11 protein-coding genes are annotated in these 19,814 nt (G+C 68.1%); 8 read left to right on the forward strand and 3 right to left on the reverse strand.

Annotation, left to right across the window (positions count from 1 at the left end):
• The first annotated feature begins 122 nt into the window (after window positions 1–122).
• The gene (locus ACIBK3_RS22155; protein ID WP_399367893.1) at window positions 123–2,060 is read left to right on the forward strand and encodes a glycogen debranching N-terminal domain-containing protein; all 1,938 of its coding nucleotides are present in this window, start codon (window positions 123–125) and stop codon (window positions 2,058–2,060) included.
• 203 nt (window positions 2,061–2,263) lie between these two features.
• Window positions 2,264–4,216: a CDP-alcohol phosphatidyltransferase gene (locus ACIBK3_RS22160; RefSeq protein ID WP_399367895.1), complete on the forward strand. Its 1,953-nt coding sequence runs from the start codon at window positions 2,264–2,266 to the stop codon at window positions 4,214–4,216.
• 40 nt (window positions 4,217–4,256) lie between these two features.
• On the opposite strand, the gene dusB is transcribed toward ACIBK3_RS22160, so the two are convergent.
• The gene (dusB, locus tag ACIBK3_RS22165) at window positions 4,257–5,432 is read right to left on the reverse strand and encodes a tRNA dihydrouridine synthase DusB (RefSeq protein WP_399367897.1); all 1,176 of its coding nucleotides are present in this window, start codon (window positions 5,430–5,432) and stop codon (window positions 4,257–4,259) included.
• Window positions 5,433–5,526: 94 nt separating this feature from the next.
• Here dusB and ACIBK3_RS22170 point away from each other — a divergent pair, with 94 nt between their 5' ends.
• Window positions 5,527–6,966: an MFS transporter gene (locus tag ACIBK3_RS22170; protein WP_399367900.1), complete on the forward strand. Its 1,440-nt coding sequence runs from the start codon at window positions 5,527–5,529 to the stop codon at window positions 6,964–6,966.
• A gap of 380 nt (window positions 6,967–7,346) precedes the next feature.
• Here ACIBK3_RS22170 and ACIBK3_RS22175 read toward each other — a convergent pair whose 3' ends face one another.
• The gene (locus tag ACIBK3_RS22175; RefSeq protein WP_399367902.1) at window positions 7,347–7,940 is read right to left on the reverse strand and encodes a hypothetical protein; all 594 of its coding nucleotides are present in this window, start codon (window positions 7,938–7,940) and stop codon (window positions 7,347–7,349) included.
• Window positions 7,941–9,196: 1,256 nt separating this feature from the next.
• Here ACIBK3_RS22175 and ACIBK3_RS22180 point away from each other — a divergent pair.
• Both ACIBK3_RS22180 and ACIBK3_RS22185 read left to right on the forward strand, forming a co-directional pair.
• Window positions 9,197–16,807: a DNRLRE domain-containing protein gene (locus ACIBK3_RS22180; RefSeq protein ID WP_399368892.1), complete on the forward strand. Its 7,611-nt coding sequence runs from the start codon at window positions 9,197–9,199 to the stop codon at window positions 16,805–16,807.
• A gap of 164 nt (window positions 16,808–16,971) precedes the next feature.
• Complete coding sequence (locus ACIBK3_RS22185; protein ID WP_399367904.1) at window positions 16,972–17,424, forward strand: hypothetical protein; 453 nt, start codon at window positions 16,972–16,974, stop codon at window positions 17,422–17,424.
• Here ACIBK3_RS22185 and ACIBK3_RS22190 read toward each other — a convergent pair.
• The gene (locus ACIBK3_RS22190; protein ID WP_399367906.1) at window positions 17,409–17,537 is read right to left on the reverse strand and encodes a hypothetical protein; all 129 of its coding nucleotides are present in this window, start codon (window positions 17,535–17,537) and stop codon (window positions 17,409–17,411) included. The two genes, ACIBK3_RS22185 and ACIBK3_RS22190, sit on opposite strands and share 16 nt — an antisense overlap.
• A 342-nt stretch (window positions 17,538–17,879) precedes the next feature.
• On the opposite strand from ACIBK3_RS22190, the gene ACIBK3_RS22195 reads away from it, so the two are divergent.
• The 3 genes from ACIBK3_RS22195 to ACIBK3_RS22205 all read left to right on the forward strand — a co-directional run bounded on the left by ACIBK3_RS22195 (window position 17,880) and on the right by ACIBK3_RS22205 (window position 19,734).
• Complete coding sequence (locus ACIBK3_RS22195) at window positions 17,880–18,428, forward strand: hypothetical protein (RefSeq protein ID WP_399368894.1); 549 nt, start codon at window positions 17,880–17,882, stop codon at window positions 18,426–18,428.
• 236 nt (window positions 18,429–18,664) lie between these two features.
• Window positions 18,665–19,207 (forward strand): hypothetical protein, encoded by a 543-nt coding sequence (locus ACIBK3_RS22200; protein ID WP_399367908.1) that lies wholly within the window; start codon window positions 18,665–18,667, stop codon window positions 19,205–19,207.
• Window positions 19,201–19,734: an SMI1/KNR4 family protein gene (locus ACIBK3_RS22205; protein ID WP_399367910.1), complete on the forward strand. Its 534-nt coding sequence runs from the start codon at window positions 19,201–19,203 to the stop codon at window positions 19,732–19,734. Before ACIBK3_RS22200 ends, ACIBK3_RS22205 begins: the two co-directional genes overlap by 7 nt.
• Window positions 19,735–19,814 lie beyond the last annotated feature (80 nt).

Here is a 19,814-nt window from a genome sequence, read left to right on the forward strand (position 1 = left end):
AGTGGCATGGAGGGCGTGGGTGGCATGGACGGCAGGGACGACGTGGGTGACATGGACGGCGTGCGTGGCGTGGACGGCATGGATGGCGTGGGTGACCAGGGAGTCAAGGGAGGGGACCGGGGATGACGGACCGGCATCATCTGCTCGTGCACGGCGGGACGTTCGCCGCCGTCGGCGACGGAGGGGACATCAGCGGCGTCCGGAACGGCAGCTTTCCGGACGGCTTGTTCGTGCGCGACGCCCGGCACCTCAGCCGGTGGCAGCTGACCGTCGACGGCGCGGTGCCCGAGGAACTGTCGCCGGTCGCCGACGGGGACACCGCACGCTGTGTGCTGGTGCCGCGCGGCGGACGGCTGGAGCCGCCCGCGTACACCCTCTTCCGTGAACAGGCCGTCTCGGACGGCGCGTTCGTCGAGTCGTTGCGGGTGACCAGCAACCGGCCGGTGCCGACGACGGTCCGCCTCGCGGTCACCGCGGACGCCGACTTCACCGACCAGTTCGAACTGCGCTCCGACCACCGCACCTACGCGAAAATAGGAGCCACCCGCTCCCGCCGAGTCATGGACGACGGCGTGGAGTTCACCTACCAGCGCGGTCCATGGCGGTCCTGTACGACGGTGACGGCCGAGCCCGCCCCGGACGGCGTCGAGGAGACCGGCACCGGAGCCCGTCGCCTGGTGTGGACGCTGGACCTGGAGCCGCACGGTTCGGCGGAGCTGACCCTGCGGGTGATGGCCCGCCCGCACGGCGACCGGCGGGCCCTGCGCGTCCCGCGCTCCCCTGCGGCAGTGAACGAGCAACTCCTCGCGCTGGAAGGCGAGTTCGTGGAGGGCGTGGCCTTCCCGACCGGCTGGCCGGAGCTGGCCGCGGCCTGTGCGCGCGGGCTGGCGGACCTCGCCTCGCTCCAGGTCCCGGCGACCGGCCCGGACGGCGAGGACCTGCGTGTCCCGGCGGCGGGAGCCCCCTGGTTCCTCACCATGCTGGGCCGTGACGCCCTGCTGACCTCCCTGTTCGCGCTCCCCTACCGCCCGCAGCTGGCCGCCGCCACCCTGCCCGCGCTCGCCGCGACCCAGGCCACGGAGACCGACCCCGAGTCGGTCGCCCAGCCCGGCAAGATCGTGCACGAGGTGCGGCACGGCGAACTGGCGCACTTCGGCCAGGTGCCGTTCGGCCGGTACTACGGCTCGGTGGACGCCACCCCGCTGTTCCTCGTCCTGCTCGGCGCGTACGTCGAACACACCGGGGACACCGAACTCGCCCGCCGCCTGGAACCACACGCCCGCGCGGCGATCGGCTGGATGCTGGACCACGGCGGCCTCACCTCCCGCGGCTACCTGGTCTACCGCGCCGACCAGGGCGGCCTCGCCAACCAGAACTGGAAGGACTCCCCCGGCGCCATCTGCTCGGCCGACGGCACCCGCGCCGGCGGCCCGGTGATGGCGGCGGGCGCCCAGGGATACGCGTACGACGCGCTGCGCCGCACGGCGTGGGTGGCGCGCACGGTGTGGGAGGACGCGACCTACGCGGCGCTCCTCGAACAGGCCGCCGGTGATCTGCGCGACCGTTTCCAGCGGGACTTCTGGATGCCGGACCGCTCCTTCCCCGCGCTGGCCCTGGACGGCGAGGGCCGCCAGGTGGACGCGCTCGCCTCGGACGCCGGCCATCTGCTCTGGTCGGGCCTGCTGGACAAGGAGTACGGCGAGGAGGTGGGCCGGCGGCTGCTGGCACCGGACTTCTTCTCCGGCTGGGGCGTGCGCACCCTCGCCTCGGGGCAGTCGGCGTACCACCCGCTCTCCTACCACCGCGGTTCCGTCTGGCCGCACGACAACGCGCTGATCAGCCTGGGGCTCGCCCGCTACGGCCTGCACGACGAGGCCCGCACGGTCGCCCACGCCCTGGTCGACGCGGCGACGGCGACCGGCCACCGCCTCCCGGAGGTCCTCGCGGGCTACGGCCGCGACACCCACGCGGAGCCGGTCCCCTACCCGCACGCCTGCGTACGGGAGTCCCGCTCGGCGGCGGCACCCTTGGCGCTGCTCACGGCGGTCGGGGGCGCCTGACACCGCGTCTGGCACCGGGCCTGCCCCAGGAGCCCGGCCCGCTCCCGGCGCCGGTTGGGCAGTCGTTTGCGCGGTGTTTGCCGAGCACTGGGCAAAAGGGCTGAACAGCGGACGGAGCCGAACCGTACGGGAATGCGGTGGATCCCGGCCCCCCAGAGGCCGGGCCCGCCGCTCCACCGGGCTTCGTACGGAAGGACCTCCGGGTGCCTGTCTTCACGCGCTTTCGCCGACCGCCGGACACGGCCGCCGACGGCACCGCCGCTGTCCCTCCGGCGAGTGAGGAGACCCCGGAGGGAGCCGCCGAGGCGGTACTGGAGAGGGCGGTGACCGACACGGCGGCATCCGACACGGCCGTGACCGCCGAGGCCGCGCCCGAATCCGCCGTAGCCGACAAGGCCACGTCCGACACCGCCGACACCGCCGAGGCCGCGCCCGGTGCATCCGAGGGCGACGCCCCCACCACCGCCAAGGCCCGCCTCATAACCCGCCTGGCCCACTGGCGTTCCTGGCGCACCCGTCACCCCACCGCCGCCCGTGTCCTCTACTGGACGATCACCGCGCTGGCCGCCGTCCTGGTGCTCGGGGCGATGCTGATGCCGAACACGGTCGCCACCCTCCAGCCCAACCGGTTCACGCGGCTGCCGGCGGAGGCGATCATCGGGGCTGCGGCGATGCTCGCGTTGCCGCGCCGGCCGCGGATGATCCTGGCGGCGTTCTCCGGCGCGGTCCTCGGTGCGCTGACGATCGTGAACTTCCTCGACATGGGGTTCAGGGAGTACCTCGGCCGGAGCTTCAACCTCATCCTGGACTGGAGCCTGCTGGACGACGCGCAGTCGTACGTCGCGGACTCGATGGGCCGGACGACCGCCGTCGCCGCCGCGGTCGGCGCGGTGGTCCTCGTCGTGCTGACGCTGGTGCTCATGGCGCTGGCGACGGTGCGGCTGAGCAACCTGCTGGTGCGCGACACCCGGACCGCGACCCGCGCCACCCTGATCGCCGGCACGGTCTGGATCACCTGCTCCACCCTCGGCCTTCAGTTCAACGGCATGCCGATCGCCTCCGACCGGGCCGCCGGTGCCCTGAAGACGCAGGCCTGGCGGGTGAAGACCACGCTGCGGGACGAGGCGGCGTTCCAGAAGGAGGCCAAGGCCGACCAGTTCGGAGACACACCCGGCGACCAGCTCGTGCCCGATCTGCGCGGCAAGGACATGATCTTCACCTTCATCGAGAGCTACGGCCGCAGCGCCATCGAGGACCCGGGCATCGCACCCGGCGTCGACAGGACGCTCGACCGCAGCACCGCCGCGCTGAAGAAGGCCGGGTTCCGCGCCAAGAGCGGCTGGCTGACCTCGGCGACCTACGGCGGCAGCAGCTGGCTCGGCCACTCCACCACCATGTCCGGCCTGTGGATCGACAACCAGCAGCGCTACCGGACCGTCATGTCGAGCGACCATCTCAGCCTCACCAAGGCCTTCAAGAAGACCGGCGCCTGGGACACGGTCGGTGTGATGCCCGGTGTCCAGAAGGGCTGGCCGGAGCAGAGCTTCTACGGCCTCGACAAGGTCTACAACGCCTTCCAGATGGGCTACAAGGGCCCGAAGTTCAGCTGGTCGACCATGCCGGACCAGTACACCCTGGAGGCCTTCCAGCGGCTGGAGCACGGCAAGAAGCGCGACAAGCCGCTCATGTCGGAGATCATCCTGACCTCCAGTCACCAGCCCTGGTCCCCGATCCCGAAGATGGTGGGCTGGGACCAGCTCGGCGACGGTTCGCTCTTCGGGCCGATCCAGAAGGCCGGCACCCACCCCTCCGACATCATCACCGACAGCACCCGCTCCAAGCAGGAGTACGGCAAGTCCGTCCAGTACTCCGTCACCAGCCTCACCCAGTGGCTGGAGCGCTACGGCAACGACGACACCGTCCTCGTCTTCCTCGGCGACCACCAGCCGATCGCCCGGGTCAGCGGCAACCACGCCAGCCGTGACGTGCCCGTCTCGATCGTCGCGAAGGACCCGAAGGTACTCGACAAGATCGCCGGTTGGAACTGGTCGGAGGGTCTGAGGCCCGCCAAGAACGCCCCGGTGTGGAAGATGAGCTCGTTCCGCGACCGCTTCCTGACGGCGTACGGCTCGACACCCCACCCGTCCAAGGACTGATCCCGTCCGCGCCGGACACCTCCGGAGCGGAAAGGACCGATCAGCCCCCGGAGGTGTCCAGCTCCGCGTCCTCGCCGATCCCCGCGCAGTCGTACGGGTCCTTCAGCCAGCCGTCCGGCAGCACCACCCGGTTGTTGCCCGACGTACGGCCGCGCGGCCCGTCGGCGCCGGACGGCCAGGCCTGGTCGAGGTCCAACTCGTCCAGACCGGACCGCAGTCCGTCCAGCGAGGAGGTGATCGCGAGCCGCTTGCGCATCTCGGAGCCGACCGCGAAGCCCTTCAGGTACCAGGCCACGTGCTTGCGGAAGTCGATGACCCCGCGGGCCTCGTCGCCGATCCACTCGCCGAGCAGGGTGGCGTGCCGGACCATGACGTCGGCGACCTCGCGCAACACCGGTCGCCGGTAGTCGTCCCGTCCCTCGAAGGCCGCCACCAGGTCCGCGAACAGCCACGGCCGCCCGAGGCAGCCGCGCCCCACGACCACGCCGTCACATCCGGTCTCCCGCACCATCCGCAGCGCGTCCTGTGCCGACCAGATGTCGCCGTTGCCGAGCACGGGGATCTCCGGCACATGCTCCTTCAGGCGGGCGATGGCGTCCCAGTCGGCGGTGCCGCCGTAGTGCTGGGCGGCGGTGCGGCCGTGCAGGGCGATGGCCGTCACACCCTCCTCGACGGCGATGCGGCCGGCGTCGAGGTAGGTGATGTGGTCGTCGTCGATGCCCTTGCGCATCTTCATCGTCACCGGCAGGTCACCGGCGCCGCTGACCGCCTCGCGCAGGATCGCCCGCAGCAGGTTGCGCTTGTACGGCAGCGCGGAGCCGCCGCCCTTCCGGGTCACCTTGGGGACCGGGCAGCCGAAGTTCAGGTCGATGTGGTCGGCGAGGTCCTCCTCCGCGATCATGCGGACGGCCTTGCCGACGGTGGCCGGGTCGACACCGTACAGCTGGATCGAGCGCGGCTTCTCCGTCGCGTCGAAGTGGATCAGCTGCATGGTCTTCTCGTTGCGCTCGACCAGCGCCCGGGTCGTGATCATCTCGCTCACGAACAGCCCCTTGCCGCCGCTGAACTCCCTGCACAGGGTGCGGAAGGGCGCGTTGGTGATCCCTGCCATGGGGGCGAGGACGACGGGCGGCTGGACGGCGTGCGGGCCGATCCGCAGGGCCGTACCGGTCGTGCCGGTCAGGGGCGTGCTGTTCGTGGGCGCGGTCGTGGGCATTCCCCCATTGTCACGCACGCCGAGCCGTGCCGACGATGACCGTGACAGAGTCATTAGTTAGACACACTATCGAAGTCGGCGTACGCTGAACCGCATGCCCGATCTCAGCCCCCGTCGTCGCATGCTGGTGCTCGCGATCTGCTGTATGAGCCTGCTGATCGTGAGCCTCGACAACACCGTCCTGAACGTCGCGCTGCCCTCCATGCAGAGAGAACTGGACGCGAGTACGGCCGGCCTGCAGTGGACGATCGACGCGTACACCCTGGTCCTGGCCTCGCTGCTGATGCTCGCCGGCTCCACCGCCGACCGGCTCGGCCGCAAGCGGGTGTTCATGGCGGGGCTGGTCGTCTTCACCCTCGGCTCGGCGCTGTGCTCCCTCGCGCCGAACCTTCAGGCGCTGATCGCCTTCCGAATGGTGCAGGCGGTGGGCGGTTCGATGCTGAACCCGGTCGCCATGTCGATCATCACCAACACCTTCACGGACCCGCGCGAGCGGGCGCGGGCGATCGGTGCGTGGGGTGCGGTGGTCGGCATCTCCATGGCCGCCGGGCCGCTGGTCGGCGGACTGCTCGTGGAGTCGGTCGGCTGGCGTTCGATCTTCTGGCTCAACCTGCCGGTGGGCCTGGCCGCGCTGCTGCTCACCCTGCGGTACGTGCCCGAGTCCCGGGCGCCCAAGGCCCGTCGGCCCGATCCAATCGGCCAGGTGCTGGTGATCGTGCTGTTCGGGGCGCTGACGTACGGGATCATCGAGGCGCCGAACGCGGGCCTGGTCGCCGTACTGCCGTTCTTCGCCGTGGCGCTGGCCGCGTTGGCGGGGCTGGTCCGGTACGAGCCCCGGCGGGACGAGCCGCTGATCGATCTGCGGTTCTTCCGGTCGGCGCCGTTCAGCGGGGCGACCGCCATCGCGGTGTGCGGGTTCGCGAGTCTGGGCGGGTTCCTCTTCCTGTCGACGCTGTACCTGCAGAACGTGCGCGGCCTGGACGCGATGCACGCGGGGCTGTGGATGCTGCCGATGGCCGTTCCGACGTTCCTGTGCGCACCGCTGTCCGGGCGGCTGGTCGGGAGTGTCGGGCCGCGGGTGCCGCTGCTGATCGCCGGGGTCATGATGACCGCGAGCGGGGTGTTGTTCGCGGCGTTCGACGCCGAGACGTCCAACATCACGTTGTTCGCGGGGTACGCGCTGTTCGGGATCGGCTTCGGGTTCGTCAACGCGCCGATCACCAATACGGCGGTCTCGGGGATGCCGCGCAGTCAGGCCGGGGTGGCCGCGGCCGTCGCCTCCACCAGCCGGCAGCTGGGGCAGACCCTGGGCGTCGCGGTGATCGGAGCGGTGCTGGCGGCGGGGGTCGGCGCGTCGTCGTACCGGGAGACCTTCGTCTCCGCCGCCGCGCCGGGGTGGTGGATCCTCGCCGGGTGCGGGCTCGCGGTACTGGTGCTGGGTGCGGTGACCAGTGGTGCCTGGGCTCGGGGAACCGCGAAGCGGACGGCCGAGCAGCTGGAGTCTCCCGAGGTGCGGCAGGCGGTTCGGGCGTAGGCGCCGCGTCCCTCAGGCGGTTCCGCTGAGCTCGTACTGGAACCAGACACGATGCGTGCCGTCGGCGTCGACGGCCCTCCCTGCACGGCAGGGGGCGCCGAGAGGTGCCGGAGCCGGCCGGTGCGGGCATGTGCGCACGGGCGGGGCGTGCCTCCTCGGCGGCTGCGGTGTGGTCGGGTGCGGTGGTGACGACGGCGGTGCCGGGCCCGCCCCGCCGAACACAGCGGCGCCGCCGGCGGTCAGCCGGGTCAGCCGGGCCCCGGGCTTGGTGGCGGGCGGGCGGCGGGCGCGGGGTCTTCCGGGGCTCGTCGCTCTTCCCTGTCGTCTTTCGTGCATACGGTGTGGCCTGCCGGCCGTGGTACCGGCTTCGAGGTGTGTGGTCAGCGAGTGGTGGTGTCCGGGCTGGGCAGGGGGCCGGCGCAGGTGGCGCGGCCGAAGGTGCCGGTGGCGGTGGCGCTTTGTACGTGGTGTCCGCGGACGGCGAGGGTGCAGCGGGCCTGCCCGCCCTGGTCGCCGAGGACGATGCTGACGATCGGGTCCCGGCCGAGGGGCACCTCGACGCTCGTGCGCCACGGCAGCCGGGCCGCTCTGACAACGGTGGCCTTTCCGGCTTCGCTGCGGGCCTGGTAGGTGATGTCGGCGGTGCCCTGGCCGGTCACCTCATAGGTCACCGCGGCGGTGGGGGTCCGGTGTTGGGGCCCGCCGCCGCCCTGGCCGGTGTCGAGCACGCCGTACAGGACGAGGCCGCCGCAGGCGGCCAGCGCCGCGCCGATCACGGCCAGACCCGCACGGTCCGCGCGCCGGAGGCGTGACGGCGTGCCGGCTGCCCGTTCGGTGCCGTACGGCTGCGCGTCTTTTCCGGAGTCGACGAGCTTCGTCTCCTTGTTCGCGTCACCCGGTTCCGGGGCGGTTCGCGTGTCCGGTTCTTCGGGCTCCGGTTCGGACAGTGCGGATTCCCGGGTTTTGCCGCCCATGAATGATCCCCCTCGGAATTCGGATGCTCGGGATTCGGACCGGGCGGTTATACACGATGTCGCGACCCGATTGCCAGCGGGCGGAAATATCGGACACCGGCTGTCTTGTTTGGCGCCAACTGTCTCTGATGTCTCCTCACTTGACTTGGCGTCACCGGAATGACTAGAAATCCGGCGCCGCCGTCCATGACCTCTGGCCCATGCAGAAAGAGGCCAGTTCTCGGCGGCACGTTTGGTTCACGACGCATGAGAAGAGGTTTGGCGTGAGACCCAGATTGGGCAGGCTCACAGCCTGCCTGGTGGTGGCCGCGGTGACGAGTACCGCGCTGCCCCAGGTCGCTTATGCCACGTCCGCCTCGGACGGTGACGACAAGGGAATTGTCGATGCCGTCAGGGGCTGGTTCGCGGATGACGGCGAAAGAAACGAAAAGCCGCCGTCGCATGACGAATTGGGGATTGCCGACCGGCAGAAGCTACCGAAGGGCAAGGCCGATCCGAAGGCTACGCGAGTTCGGGAGCTGACGGGGCGGCGGACGGCGAATGCGCGGTTCTGGCAGCTGTCGGACGGCCGTGTCCAGGCGGAGTTGTCTGCGGTGCCGACCTCCTACCGGTCGGGCGGAAAGGCGGCCTGGAGGGCGATCGACACGAGGGTCCGCGAGAGCGGGGCGAAGGGTTTCGAGTTCGCCAACACGACGAATGAGGGCCGGAGTTGGTTCGGTGCGGACGCGGACCGGCTGGTGCGCTTCGAGACGCCCGACGGCCGCTCGGTCACCCTCGGCGCCGAAGGCGCGGACAGCGGCCTGAAGCCAACGGCCAAGGGCTCCACGGTCACGTACAAGAACGCGCTGCACGGCGCGGACCTGGAGTACGCGGTGGGCCCGGGCCGGGTGAAGGAGAACATCACCCTCGCCGAACGCCCCGCCGGGCCGCTGAAGTTCAGCTTCACGCTGGACACCGACGGGCTGGTGCCGAAGGCGCGCGAGGACGGCTCGATCGCCCTGTACGGGGAGCTGCCGCACACGCCGGAGCTGGTGATCCCGGCGCCGTACATGACGGACGCGAAGAAGGCGGACAAGTCCGTCTTCGGGAAGACCTACAGCACCAAGGTCACCCAGAAACTCAGCAAGGACGGTGACTCCTGGAAGCTGACCGTCACTCCGGACACGAAGTGGCTGGCGGCCAAGGAGCGGCAGTACCCGGTCGTCATCGATCCGACGATCACAATCGCGCCGTCGCCGTCCGACTCCCAGGACACGATGGTCCTCTCCGACCAGGCGTCGACGAACTTCAACACCAGTTGGAAGCTGGCGGCGGGCAAGACGGACACGGGTACCGCCCGCTCGCTGATCAAGTTCCCGCTGAGCGAGATCCCGGCGGGTACGACGATCGACTCGGCGCGTCTGGAGATGTACTTCGACCAGGCGCACACCACCAATGCCAACGATGTCACCATCGGCGCCTACCGGGCGACGGGTGCGTGGACCGAGTCGACAGCGACCTGGTCCAACACGAGCTCCCTGGTGGGTGAGCTGTCCGGCACCAGCGTCCAGGTGGACGACGGTGACGCGGGCACCACGGCGGCCGTCGGCGCCTGGCCCGCCTCGACCTCGTCGCTGGCCCAGTACGGCATCGGCGCCGACTACCGGTCCAACAAGGACGCCGTCGCCGGGGACACCTACACCTGGCAGCCGGACATCAAGGAAGCGGCCAGCTACAAGGTCGAGGCCCACTATGTGGCGGCGACCGACCGGGCCACCAACGCGCCGTACACGGTGACGTCCCAGGACGGCACCGCCACCTACACGGTCAACCAGCAGACCGGTACCAACGGTGTGTGGGCCGCGCTCAACGGCGGCTCGCAGATCAACTTCGCCAAGGGCACGGCGGGCAAGGTCGTCCTCGGCGACGGCCCGGCCTCCGCGTCGACGGCGGTGATCGCGGACGCGGTGCGGTTCACCAACCCGGCGTCGATCGTGAAGAACACCGGCGAGTACAACCAGTGGCACAAGTTCCCGGTCACCGACACCGTGCAGCAGTGGCTGAACGGCACGGCCAACAACGGGTTCGTGCTCAAGGCCACCGACGAGTCGGCCACCGCCCCGACCGGCGGCCCGCGCTACGAGTCCGGCGACGGCGACTACGGCGGCGAGACCGCGACCATTCCCCGCCTGACCGTCACCTACGGCAAGGTCGGCACGACGCTCAACTCACCGACCGTCGTGCACGGCACAGGTCCCGAGCTGTCGTGGAAGGCGTACACGAACACCACCGGCGACACCGGCCTGGACATCGCCGAGTACCAGCTGCACCGTTCCACGCAGCAGGCGTTCACACCGTCCGCGGCGACCCTGGTCGCTCCGGTCGACAAGGCGGTCACGGCGTACACGGACACCACCGCGACCCCGACGCCGGACTCCTCCTCGGTGGAGATCGGGCGGTCGTACTACTACCAGCTCGCGGTGAAGACCAAGAACGGCCAGCTGCTCGGCTCACCGACCCGGATCGTCGGCGTGCCGAAGGCGGGCCGCACCATGCGGCTGATCCAGGGCACGTCCGGGGTGACCGACACGACCCTGTCGTCCGCGCAGCCGACCACCAACGAGGACACCATCGCCTCCTTCGGTGTCGGCCAGAAGTGGCTGAGCGTCGGCAACAACTCCTCGACGTACGGCAAGACCCGCGCGGCCATGAAGTTCACCACGTCGAGCATCCCGACCACGGCCACGGTGCTGGAGTCGCGCCTGTTCATGTGGGGCGCGGAGACCACGACCGGCACCGACGGGGCGATCTATGAACTCCATGGCCTGACCAAGGACTTCGCCGAGACGACGGCGACGTGGAACAACGCCACGTCGACCACGGCGTGGACGGCGGCGGGCGGCGACTACTCGGGCACCGTCTCGGACACGGTCGGCACGGTCTCCGAGGTCGGCCGGCACTGGTGGGACGCCACCAGCCTCACCCAGGGCTGGACCAAGACGCCGTCCAGCAACAAGGGCGCCCTGGTCAAGCTGAAGGACGAGACCACCACCGGCCCGCAGGAACGCACCCTGTTCCTGTCCTCGGAGGCGCCCGACCCGCAGCTCGGCCCGCTGCTGCGCGTCATCTACGTGGACTCGACGACCGACGACACGTACTACGCGCCGCAGACCCCGGCCCGGATGACCCCCAACTCCACCTACACGGTGGACATGACCGTCACCAACACCACGTCCAGCGCCTGGGCGTCCGGCGAGCGCGTGATGTCGTACACCTGGAAGCTCCCCGACGGCACGGACGTGACGACCGGCGGCAACCAGGCCTCCACGGCCATCCCGGCGCTCTCGCCGGGCCAGTCGGCGACCATCAGGGCCACGGTCAACACGCCGATCAACTCGGACTCGGGCAGCAAGCGCACCGACTACGTGCTGGGCTGGGACGTCAAGAAGGTCTCCGACGGCAGCTGGCTGTCCGCCGGAACCGGCGGCATCCCGTCCCTGAAGCAGAACGTGGCGGTCGAGGACCCCACCTCCAACACCCTGGGCCTGGAGAAGTTCTACTCGTACACCGGCAAGAACACCGGCGCCGGTTCGACGGTGATGAACAACCTGGCCTCGGGCAACAGCGTCTGGTCGTACAACGCGTTCACGAACCCCGGCCGGGGACTGACCACCTTCGCCCGCTTCTCGTACAACTCGCTCGACACCTCCGACACGGTGCTCGGCGCGGGCTGGTCCGGCCAGGCGGCAGGGCCGATACGCCTCGGCGCGCCGCTGGACTTCCACCCGAACCCGAATCCGACGGAGATCCGTCTCCCGGACGGTGACGGCACCACGCACGTCTTCCGCAAGCAGGCGGACGGATCGTGGAAGGCGCCGGCGGGCGTGCACTACAAGGTCACGATGAAGGCGGGCCTGGACTGCACGCCGGACAAGGACCCGGTCCCGGACGCCTGGACGCTCCTGCGTCCCGACGGCACCCGTTTCCTCTTCGGCTGCGACGGCTATCTGACGTCCACGGTCGACAAGAACGGCAACACGCAGACCTACACGTACGAGGAGCGCAAGTCCAACAACAAGCCGACCAAGTTCCTCACGTACATCACCGACCCGGCCTCCCGTCAGTCCCTGAGGGTCGACTACTACAAGAAGGGCGACGCGTCGTACGACTACATCGACGACACGGGCGCCAAGGTCAGCGGCACCAACCTGACCAACTCGAAGATCTACGACCACGTGAAGTCCATGACGGACATCTCGGGCCGCAAGATCTCCTTCTTCTACACGACGAAGGGCCTGCTCGGGCAGTTCACCGACGGTGACGGCTCCACCCAGCCGAAGGTCTTCAAGTTCACCTACGACGCCACCCAGGGCAACAAGAACGTCAAGCTGGTCACGGCCACCGACCCGCGCGGCCACGACACCAACCTGGCGTACTACGCGCCGCAGAACGGTGACGACCCGACGTACCACTGGTGGACGAAGACGATCACCGACCGTCTGCAGGGCGACACCGGCTTCGCGTACGCGGCCGACACCGCGAACACGAAGTTCACCGACACCACGGTCACCGACCCCGAGACGCACGCGACGCAGTACGTCACGGACGACTTCGGCCGCCCGGTCCAGACGACCAACGCCAAGTCCCAGGCCACGAAGATGAGCTGGGACGCGGACAACAACGTCACGTACCTGGAGGAGGCCAACGGGGCGAAGACCGCGTACTGCTACGACCAGAAGACTGGCTACCCGCTCTGGTCGCGCGACGCGGAGAACAACAAGGCGGGCGTACCGGCGCAGTCCGACTGCGCGCCGGGCACGTACCCGGCCGACGCGTCGAGGTACGAGTACCAGACGAGGGCGGACGGGTTCTCGGCCGACCTTTACCGCAAGACGTCTCCGGAGGGCCGTGCCTGGCAGTTCGGGTACGACTCGTTCGGCAACCTGAAGACGGTCACCGACCCCAAGGGCGTGGCGACGACCACGGCCGGGGACTACACCACCGCGTACGAGTACGACGCCTACGGTCAATTGACCAAGGTGACGGACGCGAACGGTCACGTGACCGCGAACAGCGCGTTCGGGCCGACCGGTTTCCCGGCGACCATCACGGACGCACTGCAGAAGTCGGCATCGTACGTGTATGACGAGCGGGGCCAGGTCACCCAGGTCACCCAGGACAGGGACGGACTGGCTCTGAAGACCACGCAGACCTACGACACCTTCGGCCGTCCGCTGATCAACACGGTGCCGAAGGACCAGAAGGCGGGCGTGCTCATCACCACGCCGGCGCCGCAGTACGACGCGAACGACAACGTTACGCAGGCGACGGCGCCCAATGGAGCAGTGTCGACGGCCGGTTACGACGACGCCGACCAGATCCGCTGGGCGACGGCGCCCAAGGACACCGACACGTCCGACGAGCGGAAGTCCACCTACGCATACGACAAGGTCGGCAACCTCAAGGCGGCCACGGAGCCCAAGGGGAACCTGACGGGTGCGACGGCGGGCTCATACACCACGTCCAACTACTACGACGAGATCTACCAGTTGACATCGGTGGTGAACGTCAAGGGTGACGTGGTCTCGTATGTGTACGACTCCGTCGGCAACGTCGTGAAGGTCCTGGATCCCAAGAAGAACGCCACTGCCGACCCCGACGACTTCACGTCCAAGACGGCGTACGACCTCGACCACCGGGTCGTCGAGGTCACGGACGCGGCAGGCAGGACCAGCAAGCGCGGCTATGACAAGGACGCGCTCGTGACCTCGACGACGGACGCGGAGAACAACACCGCCACCATCACCTACGACGAGCGGGGCAAGCCGACCGAGGCAAAGGTCCCGTACGACGGCATCAGTACGCGTTCGACCAAGTACGAGTACGACCAGGTCGGCAACACCACGAAGTTGATCACGCCGCGCGCCTCTGCGGCGGGTTCCACAGTCGCCTTCACGGCGCGCACGGAGTACGACGCGCTGAACCGTCCGGTCAAGCAGTTCCAGCCGTACGACCCCAACGACGCCCGATACAACAAGGCGGACGTCTATACGCGCACGGACTACGACGCCGTGGGCCGTGTCGCAAAGACGTCACTGCCGCCGTCGCAGGGCCAGTCGGTCCGCAACGACACGACATACACGTACTTCGACAACGGCTGGACGAAGTCGTCGACGGACCCGTGGGACATCCTCACGACGTACGAGTACACCGACCTCGGCCAGCAGTCGCGGCGCACGCTCACCTCGGCGGGCGGCGATTCCTCACGCACCATGGCGTGGTCGTACTATCCCGACGGAAAGCTCAAGTCCCGTACGGACGACGGCATTCCGGTCGGGAGGTCGGTGGTCCTCGTCGACAACTCCGACACGCAGAACACGTCGTCCACGGGTACGTGGACGACGGGTGACGCCACCGGCCAGCAGGGCTATGACCACCGCACGCACGCGGCAGGCAGCGGCTCCGACTCCTTCACGTGGACGCTGAACATCCCGAAGGACGGCACGTACACGGCATACGTGAAATACCCCAAGGTGACGGGCGCGGCGACGACGGCGAAGTACACGCTGACGCACGCGACGGGTTCGGTGGACAAGACGGTCGACCAGACCGCCGCCACCGGGTCCTGGGTTCCGGTCGGTTCGTACACCTTCCAGCAGGGAGGCGACGCCAAGATCCAGCTGTTCGCGAACAGCGGAGGAGTCGTGGTCGCTGACGCGGTGAAACTGGTCCGGGACACGTCGGGTGATCCCGTCACGGACCAGAAGCGCGACTTCTCGTACGCCTACGACACCAACGGCAACCTCACATCCATCAAGGACGCGACACCGGGCGCGGACATCGACGGCTACGCGATCACGTACACGGATCTCAACGAGGTCGAGAAGGTGACCGAGTCGCGCGCCGGGCAGGACAGGAGGACCACGTCCTTCACCTACGACGCGGACGGCAAGCCGGAGACGGTCACGCACCCCGACCAGTTCTCCAAGTACACGTATGACCTGCGGGAGTTGGTGCAGACGGTATCGGTGGGCAAGACGCCCACGGACGCCTCTCCAAAGGTCACTTCGTACACCTACACGCCGCGCGCTCAGAAGCTGAAGGAGACGAAGGGCAACGCCAACACGGTCGACTACACGTACTACCTGGACGGCTCACTGAAGTCGACGGCGGAGAAAAAGCAGAACGGGACACTCGTCGCTTCCCACGCGTACGCCTACGACCCGAACGGGAACAGGGCGCAGGACGTCGCGAAGAAGATGAACGCCGATGACCACGTGGCGTACCTGTCCTCCACGACGGACTACACCTATGACCCGGCGGACCGCCTGGCCAAGTCGGTCAAGACGGGCAACGGGGCGGCGACGGAGACGTACGTCCATGACGACAACGCCAACGTCGTGAGCCAGACGGTGGGCGGGACGAGCACCGCATTCGACTACGACCGCAACCGGCTCCTGACGATGACGTCGGGCGGCGCGACGGCCAAGTACACCTATGACCCGTACGGGCGTCAGGAGTCCGTCACGTCCGCGGGCAAGGTGATCCAGCGGAACGTGTACGACGGCTTCGACCAGGTCGTGGAGTCCCAGCAGATGGACGACACCGGTGCACTGAAGTCGACAAAGTACACCTTCGACCCGCTGAACCGCACCACGTCGATGACGGCGGACGGCAAGACCACGGACTACGAGTACCTGGGGCTGTCCGGCGACATCCTGGACGAGAAGGTCGGCAGCCGGCTGACCAAGTCGTACCAGTACGGTCCCTGGGGCGAACGCCTGTCGCAGATCAAACACAACACCGACGGCACGACGGAGGACGGCTACTACGGCTACAACAGCCACACCGACGTCGAGACGCTGACGGACAAGAACGGCGACACGAAGGCGACGTACGGCTACACGGCGTACGGCAAGGACGACAAGTCCGAGTTCACCGGAATCGACAAGCCCGACACCACTGACCCCACCAAGGAGGCCTACAACCCGTACCGCTACAACGCGAAACGCTGGGACGCCCGGTCCGGCACGTACGACATGGGTTTCCGGGACTACGACCCCGGGCTCAACCGCTTCACGACCCGGGACATGTACACCGGAGCGCTCGCCGACATGAGTCTCGGGGCGGACCCGTACACCGGAAACCGTTACGCGTTCACAGGCGGCAACCCCGTCTCGTTCGTCGAGTTGGACGGCCATCTCCCCTGCGCACCGGGCGTACCGGAGATCGGTAACACCTGTGGCGGCGGCGGAGTCGGCAGCAGCTTCCTGACGCCGGCCGCGGCGGTGGCACCCACGGTCGAGAACGACAGACTGCGCGGAATCCTCGGCGACATCTACCTCAAGCCGGGGTCTGTCGCGGAGGTCGGGGACGGCAAGGTCGGCTCCGCACTTCTCAACGAACTCAAGACGGGCAAGCAGACCAAGGGCCTCTGGCATGTGGCGGACGCCGCCGACCAGCTGACCCGGCTGACGAAGCTCCTTGAGGACGACCGCAAGCCGGACAAGAAGGTCCATCTCTCCGAGGCTGACCGCAACGTCGCCCTGGCCGAGGCGGACGAACTGTGGAAGGCCCTGAACACGGTCGACGAGAACGGCGCGGTGACCAAACTCCTCAAGGAGAACAAGGAGGTCCACAACGCGGTGAAATCGGCAGGTGAGCGCATGTGGCGGGCGCCGTCGATGAAGGCCATCTCGGGTGGCACGTTCGAGCCGAACCCGCACGGGGTGCCGAGGCTCAAGGGCGAGCCCAAGCTGCCCAAGGTGTTGAATGGGGCGGGCGCCCTGGGTGACCTCCTGTTCATCTGGGACGGCCTGCGCTCGCTCTTCCGAGGCGATCAGCCCTGCGACGTGACCGGCGGCTGCCCGGTGCCCGAGGTCGCTTGACGGCTGACGCCGCTCTGCGACTGACGGTCGGCAGCGGCCTCGGTTGAGCGCCCCCCGAGAAGGTGCCCCTTGCCGGGGAAGACCGACTCGGGGGGCGCTCTCCCGACAGAACGACCAGAGCTGTCGGCAGACAGCTACGCGCTACGAACGAAGGAACAAGCACCATGCCGGAAGCGGCGGACGACGCTCAGCACGGGGTCACCGGCCCCACGGCGGCCGTGCTCGTGCGGAACCTCCTCTGGGAGTGCTTCCCGGAGCAACGGGAGTCGATCCTCGACCTGGAGGAGGACGAACGCGAGGACGCGGAACAGATGGGGCGCCCTCCCGCCGAAATCGGGGCGTACACCCTGATCAGTGAGATCTTTGTGCGCGGGCAGCTGACGCCGCTCCTGGCGGCCGCTCCCCTGGACGCGGCGCTCGCACAGCGCTGCGCACACTTCCTGGAACGCCTGCTGGCGCTGGGCGGCGAGAGCCCCTTCATCAAGGAGATGACCAGCATCCGGGTCACGGACCACTTGCTGGGGTACCCGGAGAACTGGGTGAAGTTCCGGCCGTACGCGGGTGATTTGCTGCTGCGCGAGGTGAGGGAGCGACAGGTGTATTACACGAGGCCGTAGTCGGGGCGGATCCGCTTGGACCCGCTGGAGTAGGACTTGCCGCCGAGGTAGCTGGTGGAGGAGCGGGTGGTCCAGCTGCCGGACTTGACCGCCGAGGTCCCTTGCAGGATCACCGGCGTGTAGGAGGGTGCGGACGCACACCGCCGCCAAGGGGACGCCCCCGCCCATCGTTGTTCCCGAACTGATTCAGGAGCCTGTCAAGGAGCCGGGTCCAGGCACGCTGGACAAATTCCGGGACTGGTGGCAAAGGAACATCACCAATCACGACTGGTCGAACAATCCATGGACGCCTGCGCCTGTCGACGGCCCGATATTTGTTCCGGTGTTTCCGTGAACGAGTGATCGGTAAGTCGTGACGGGCTCCTCCTGTTCATTCTCCGGGCAGGAGGAGCCCGCTCACCGACCACCTTCTTCTCGCCGGGGCGGCAGTAAGATATTGTTGCGTCGGCGTGGGTATGCACCGCCTCTGGCGCAGAATGCGACAGAACAGTTATACGGGAGAAGCGATGGGATATTGGGGATATTTCGCTGTTGCCGAATCTGCTTCCCCCCTTGGCGGTCTGGCCTGTACGCAGGCGACCCCAGGTTTGACACTGAGTCGGCGCCTGTCGGGAGATTGGCAGGTCTGGGAGCATCCGGCAGAGCCTGGCATCAAGGCCGATGACCTGGCCCTTGCTCTTGCCGAGGAAACCGGCAGGCCTGCGATTGTCGGATTTGTGATGGACAGTGATTGCGTGGTGATCGAGGCCGCCGACTCCAGTAATGGGGCTTGGACTGCCTGTCTGGGTCCCAAAGCAATGGCGGGCTATCTGGCTGCGGAGGGGCAGCAGCTGGAGGACTGGATGTTGACACCAGAACAGGCTGCGACACACGCCGTCAATTGGGCTCACTTGACGGGGCGCCTGGTGGCAAGGGAACCGCTGGCCGAGGTCTTCCAAAAGGAGGCTGATCCTTTCGCAGAGGATCTTTTCTTCACCTTGTTGGAGCGCTTGAGTCTCGTATAAGCAAGTCGGAAACTGGCGCCAGGCGGCGGTGGAACATCAGCCATCGCGGCGCAATCTGTGGAGACGTCCGACGGTGGCATCCTCATCGGGAGCGTCGTGGAAAAGGAATTCCTCACCCCGGCACAGGTCGCCGATATCGACAACGCCCTGCGACCCATGCCGGCATTCGAACCCGTCCCCACGGACCGAAGCCGTCTGTGATGAGATTCGATAGCGGCAGAAAGCGGGGGGTCAGCATGTGGATCGACCGACTGGTGGAAGTAACCCATTGGGAGCCGCGTCAAGGGGACATGTCCTGGGGTGATACCGAGGAGCGTCTTGCTCTGTCACTGCCCGAGGATTACAAGCGCCTTGCCGCGGTCTTCGGGAAAGGGCTCTTCTCCGACTTCCTGCAAATCCTTTCCGTCGCTCCTGGAGGAGCCTTCGATCTCGCCAACACCTGGCGGGGTTTGAGTGCTGACGCTCCTGCCGAGGCCCACGACCCGCTGTACGCGCCGTATCGGATCTATCAGTCGGGTCAAGTGGGGCTCATCCCATGGGGCTTCAGTCAGGCCGAAGGTGAGTATCACTGGCTGGCCAACGGGAAGGGGGCAGAGGAGTGGCCCATCGTGACACGAGGGCGGGGGTACCGGGAGTGGCGTCAGTTGGACATGTCCACACCCGAGTTCATTTACCGGGTGGTGGCCGACCCGGAGTTCGAGCCCTTCTCCATCGCGGCTTTGGTACCCGAGCCGTTCTTTGCGCCGGCTCCGAGCACAGATTGGCAGACGACATGCTGAGGATCGAAGAGCTGGAGGTCGCGCTTCCGGCGATGACACCGTGGCGTGTGCCGGCAGGGCACAGCGTGGACTGGGCCGCCCTTGAGGCGGTCCTCGGGACGGCGCTGCCCTCGGACTTCCGCGCTCTGGCGGAGGCGTACCCGGTGCTGGTCATCGACGACTTCCTGAGCGTGTCCGTCCCCCTGCCCGGCACCGAGGCGTTGTGGGCGTCCGAGTCCCGGGAGGACGAGATCCTGCAGGATCTGTACGAGATGGGCGACACCGAGAACTACGTCCCCTACCCGCAGCCGGGAGGCCTGATCGAATGGGCGGCGTCCAATTCGGGGGACTCCTTCTACTGGAAGACGAGCCCCGCGGACCCCGACGCATGGCCAGTTGTCGTCCGCGGAGCCAACGGCGACTGGTCAGAGTTCCCGGTCGGTGCCGTCGAGTTCCTGGCCGGCGTGTACGGGCGCACCATCGACGTGCCGGGCATGCCCAGGGGCTTCCCCAGCGACGACCCGAAGGTACTGGGCCTGAACGACTGAGCGACCGTATCGACTGATCGGCAACTCATCCGCAGGCACGCGTGAACAGTGATCGCCCCCAGGGTTCCCGGGGGCGATCA

Origin of the sequence: Streptomyces sp. NPDC050287 (assembly GCF_044459385.1) — a bacterium.
Classification (GTDB): domain Bacteria; phylum Actinomycetota; class Actinomycetes; order Streptomycetales; family Streptomycetaceae; genus Streptomyces.

Excerpts from the sequence above, each read along its gene's own strand:
- ACIBK3_RS22155 (WP_399367893.1), top strand. The coding sequence starts at position 123 with ATGACGGACCGGCATCATCTGCTCGTGCACGGCGGGACGTTCGCCGCC.
- dusB (WP_399367897.1), bottom strand. The coding sequence starts at position 5,432 with ATGCCCACGACCGCGCCCACGAACAGCACGCCCCTGACCGGCACGACC.
- ACIBK3_RS22170 (WP_399367900.1), top strand. The coding sequence starts at position 5,527 with ATGCCCGATCTCAGCCCCCGTCGTCGCATGCTGGTGCTCGCGATCTGC.
- ACIBK3_RS22175 (WP_399367902.1), bottom strand. The coding sequence starts at position 7,940 with ATGGGCGGCAAAACCCGGGAATCCGCACTGTCCGAACCGGAGCCCGAA.
- ACIBK3_RS22180 (WP_399368892.1), top strand. The coding sequence starts at position 9,197 with ATGGTCCTCTCCGACCAGGCGTCGACGAACTTCAACACCAGTTGGAAG.
- ACIBK3_RS22185 (WP_399367904.1), top strand. The coding sequence starts at position 16,972 with ATGCCGGAAGCGGCGGACGACGCTCAGCACGGGGTCACCGGCCCCACG.
- ACIBK3_RS22195 (WP_399368894.1), top strand. The coding sequence starts at position 17,880 with ATGCACCGCCTCTGGCGCAGAATGCGACAGAACAGTTATACGGGAGAA.
- ACIBK3_RS22200 (WP_399367908.1), top strand. The coding sequence starts at position 18,665 with ATGTGGATCGACCGACTGGTGGAAGTAACCCATTGGGAGCCGCGTCAA.
- ACIBK3_RS22205 (WP_399367910.1), top strand. The coding sequence starts at position 19,201 with ATGCTGAGGATCGAAGAGCTGGAGGTCGCGCTTCCGGCGATGACACCG.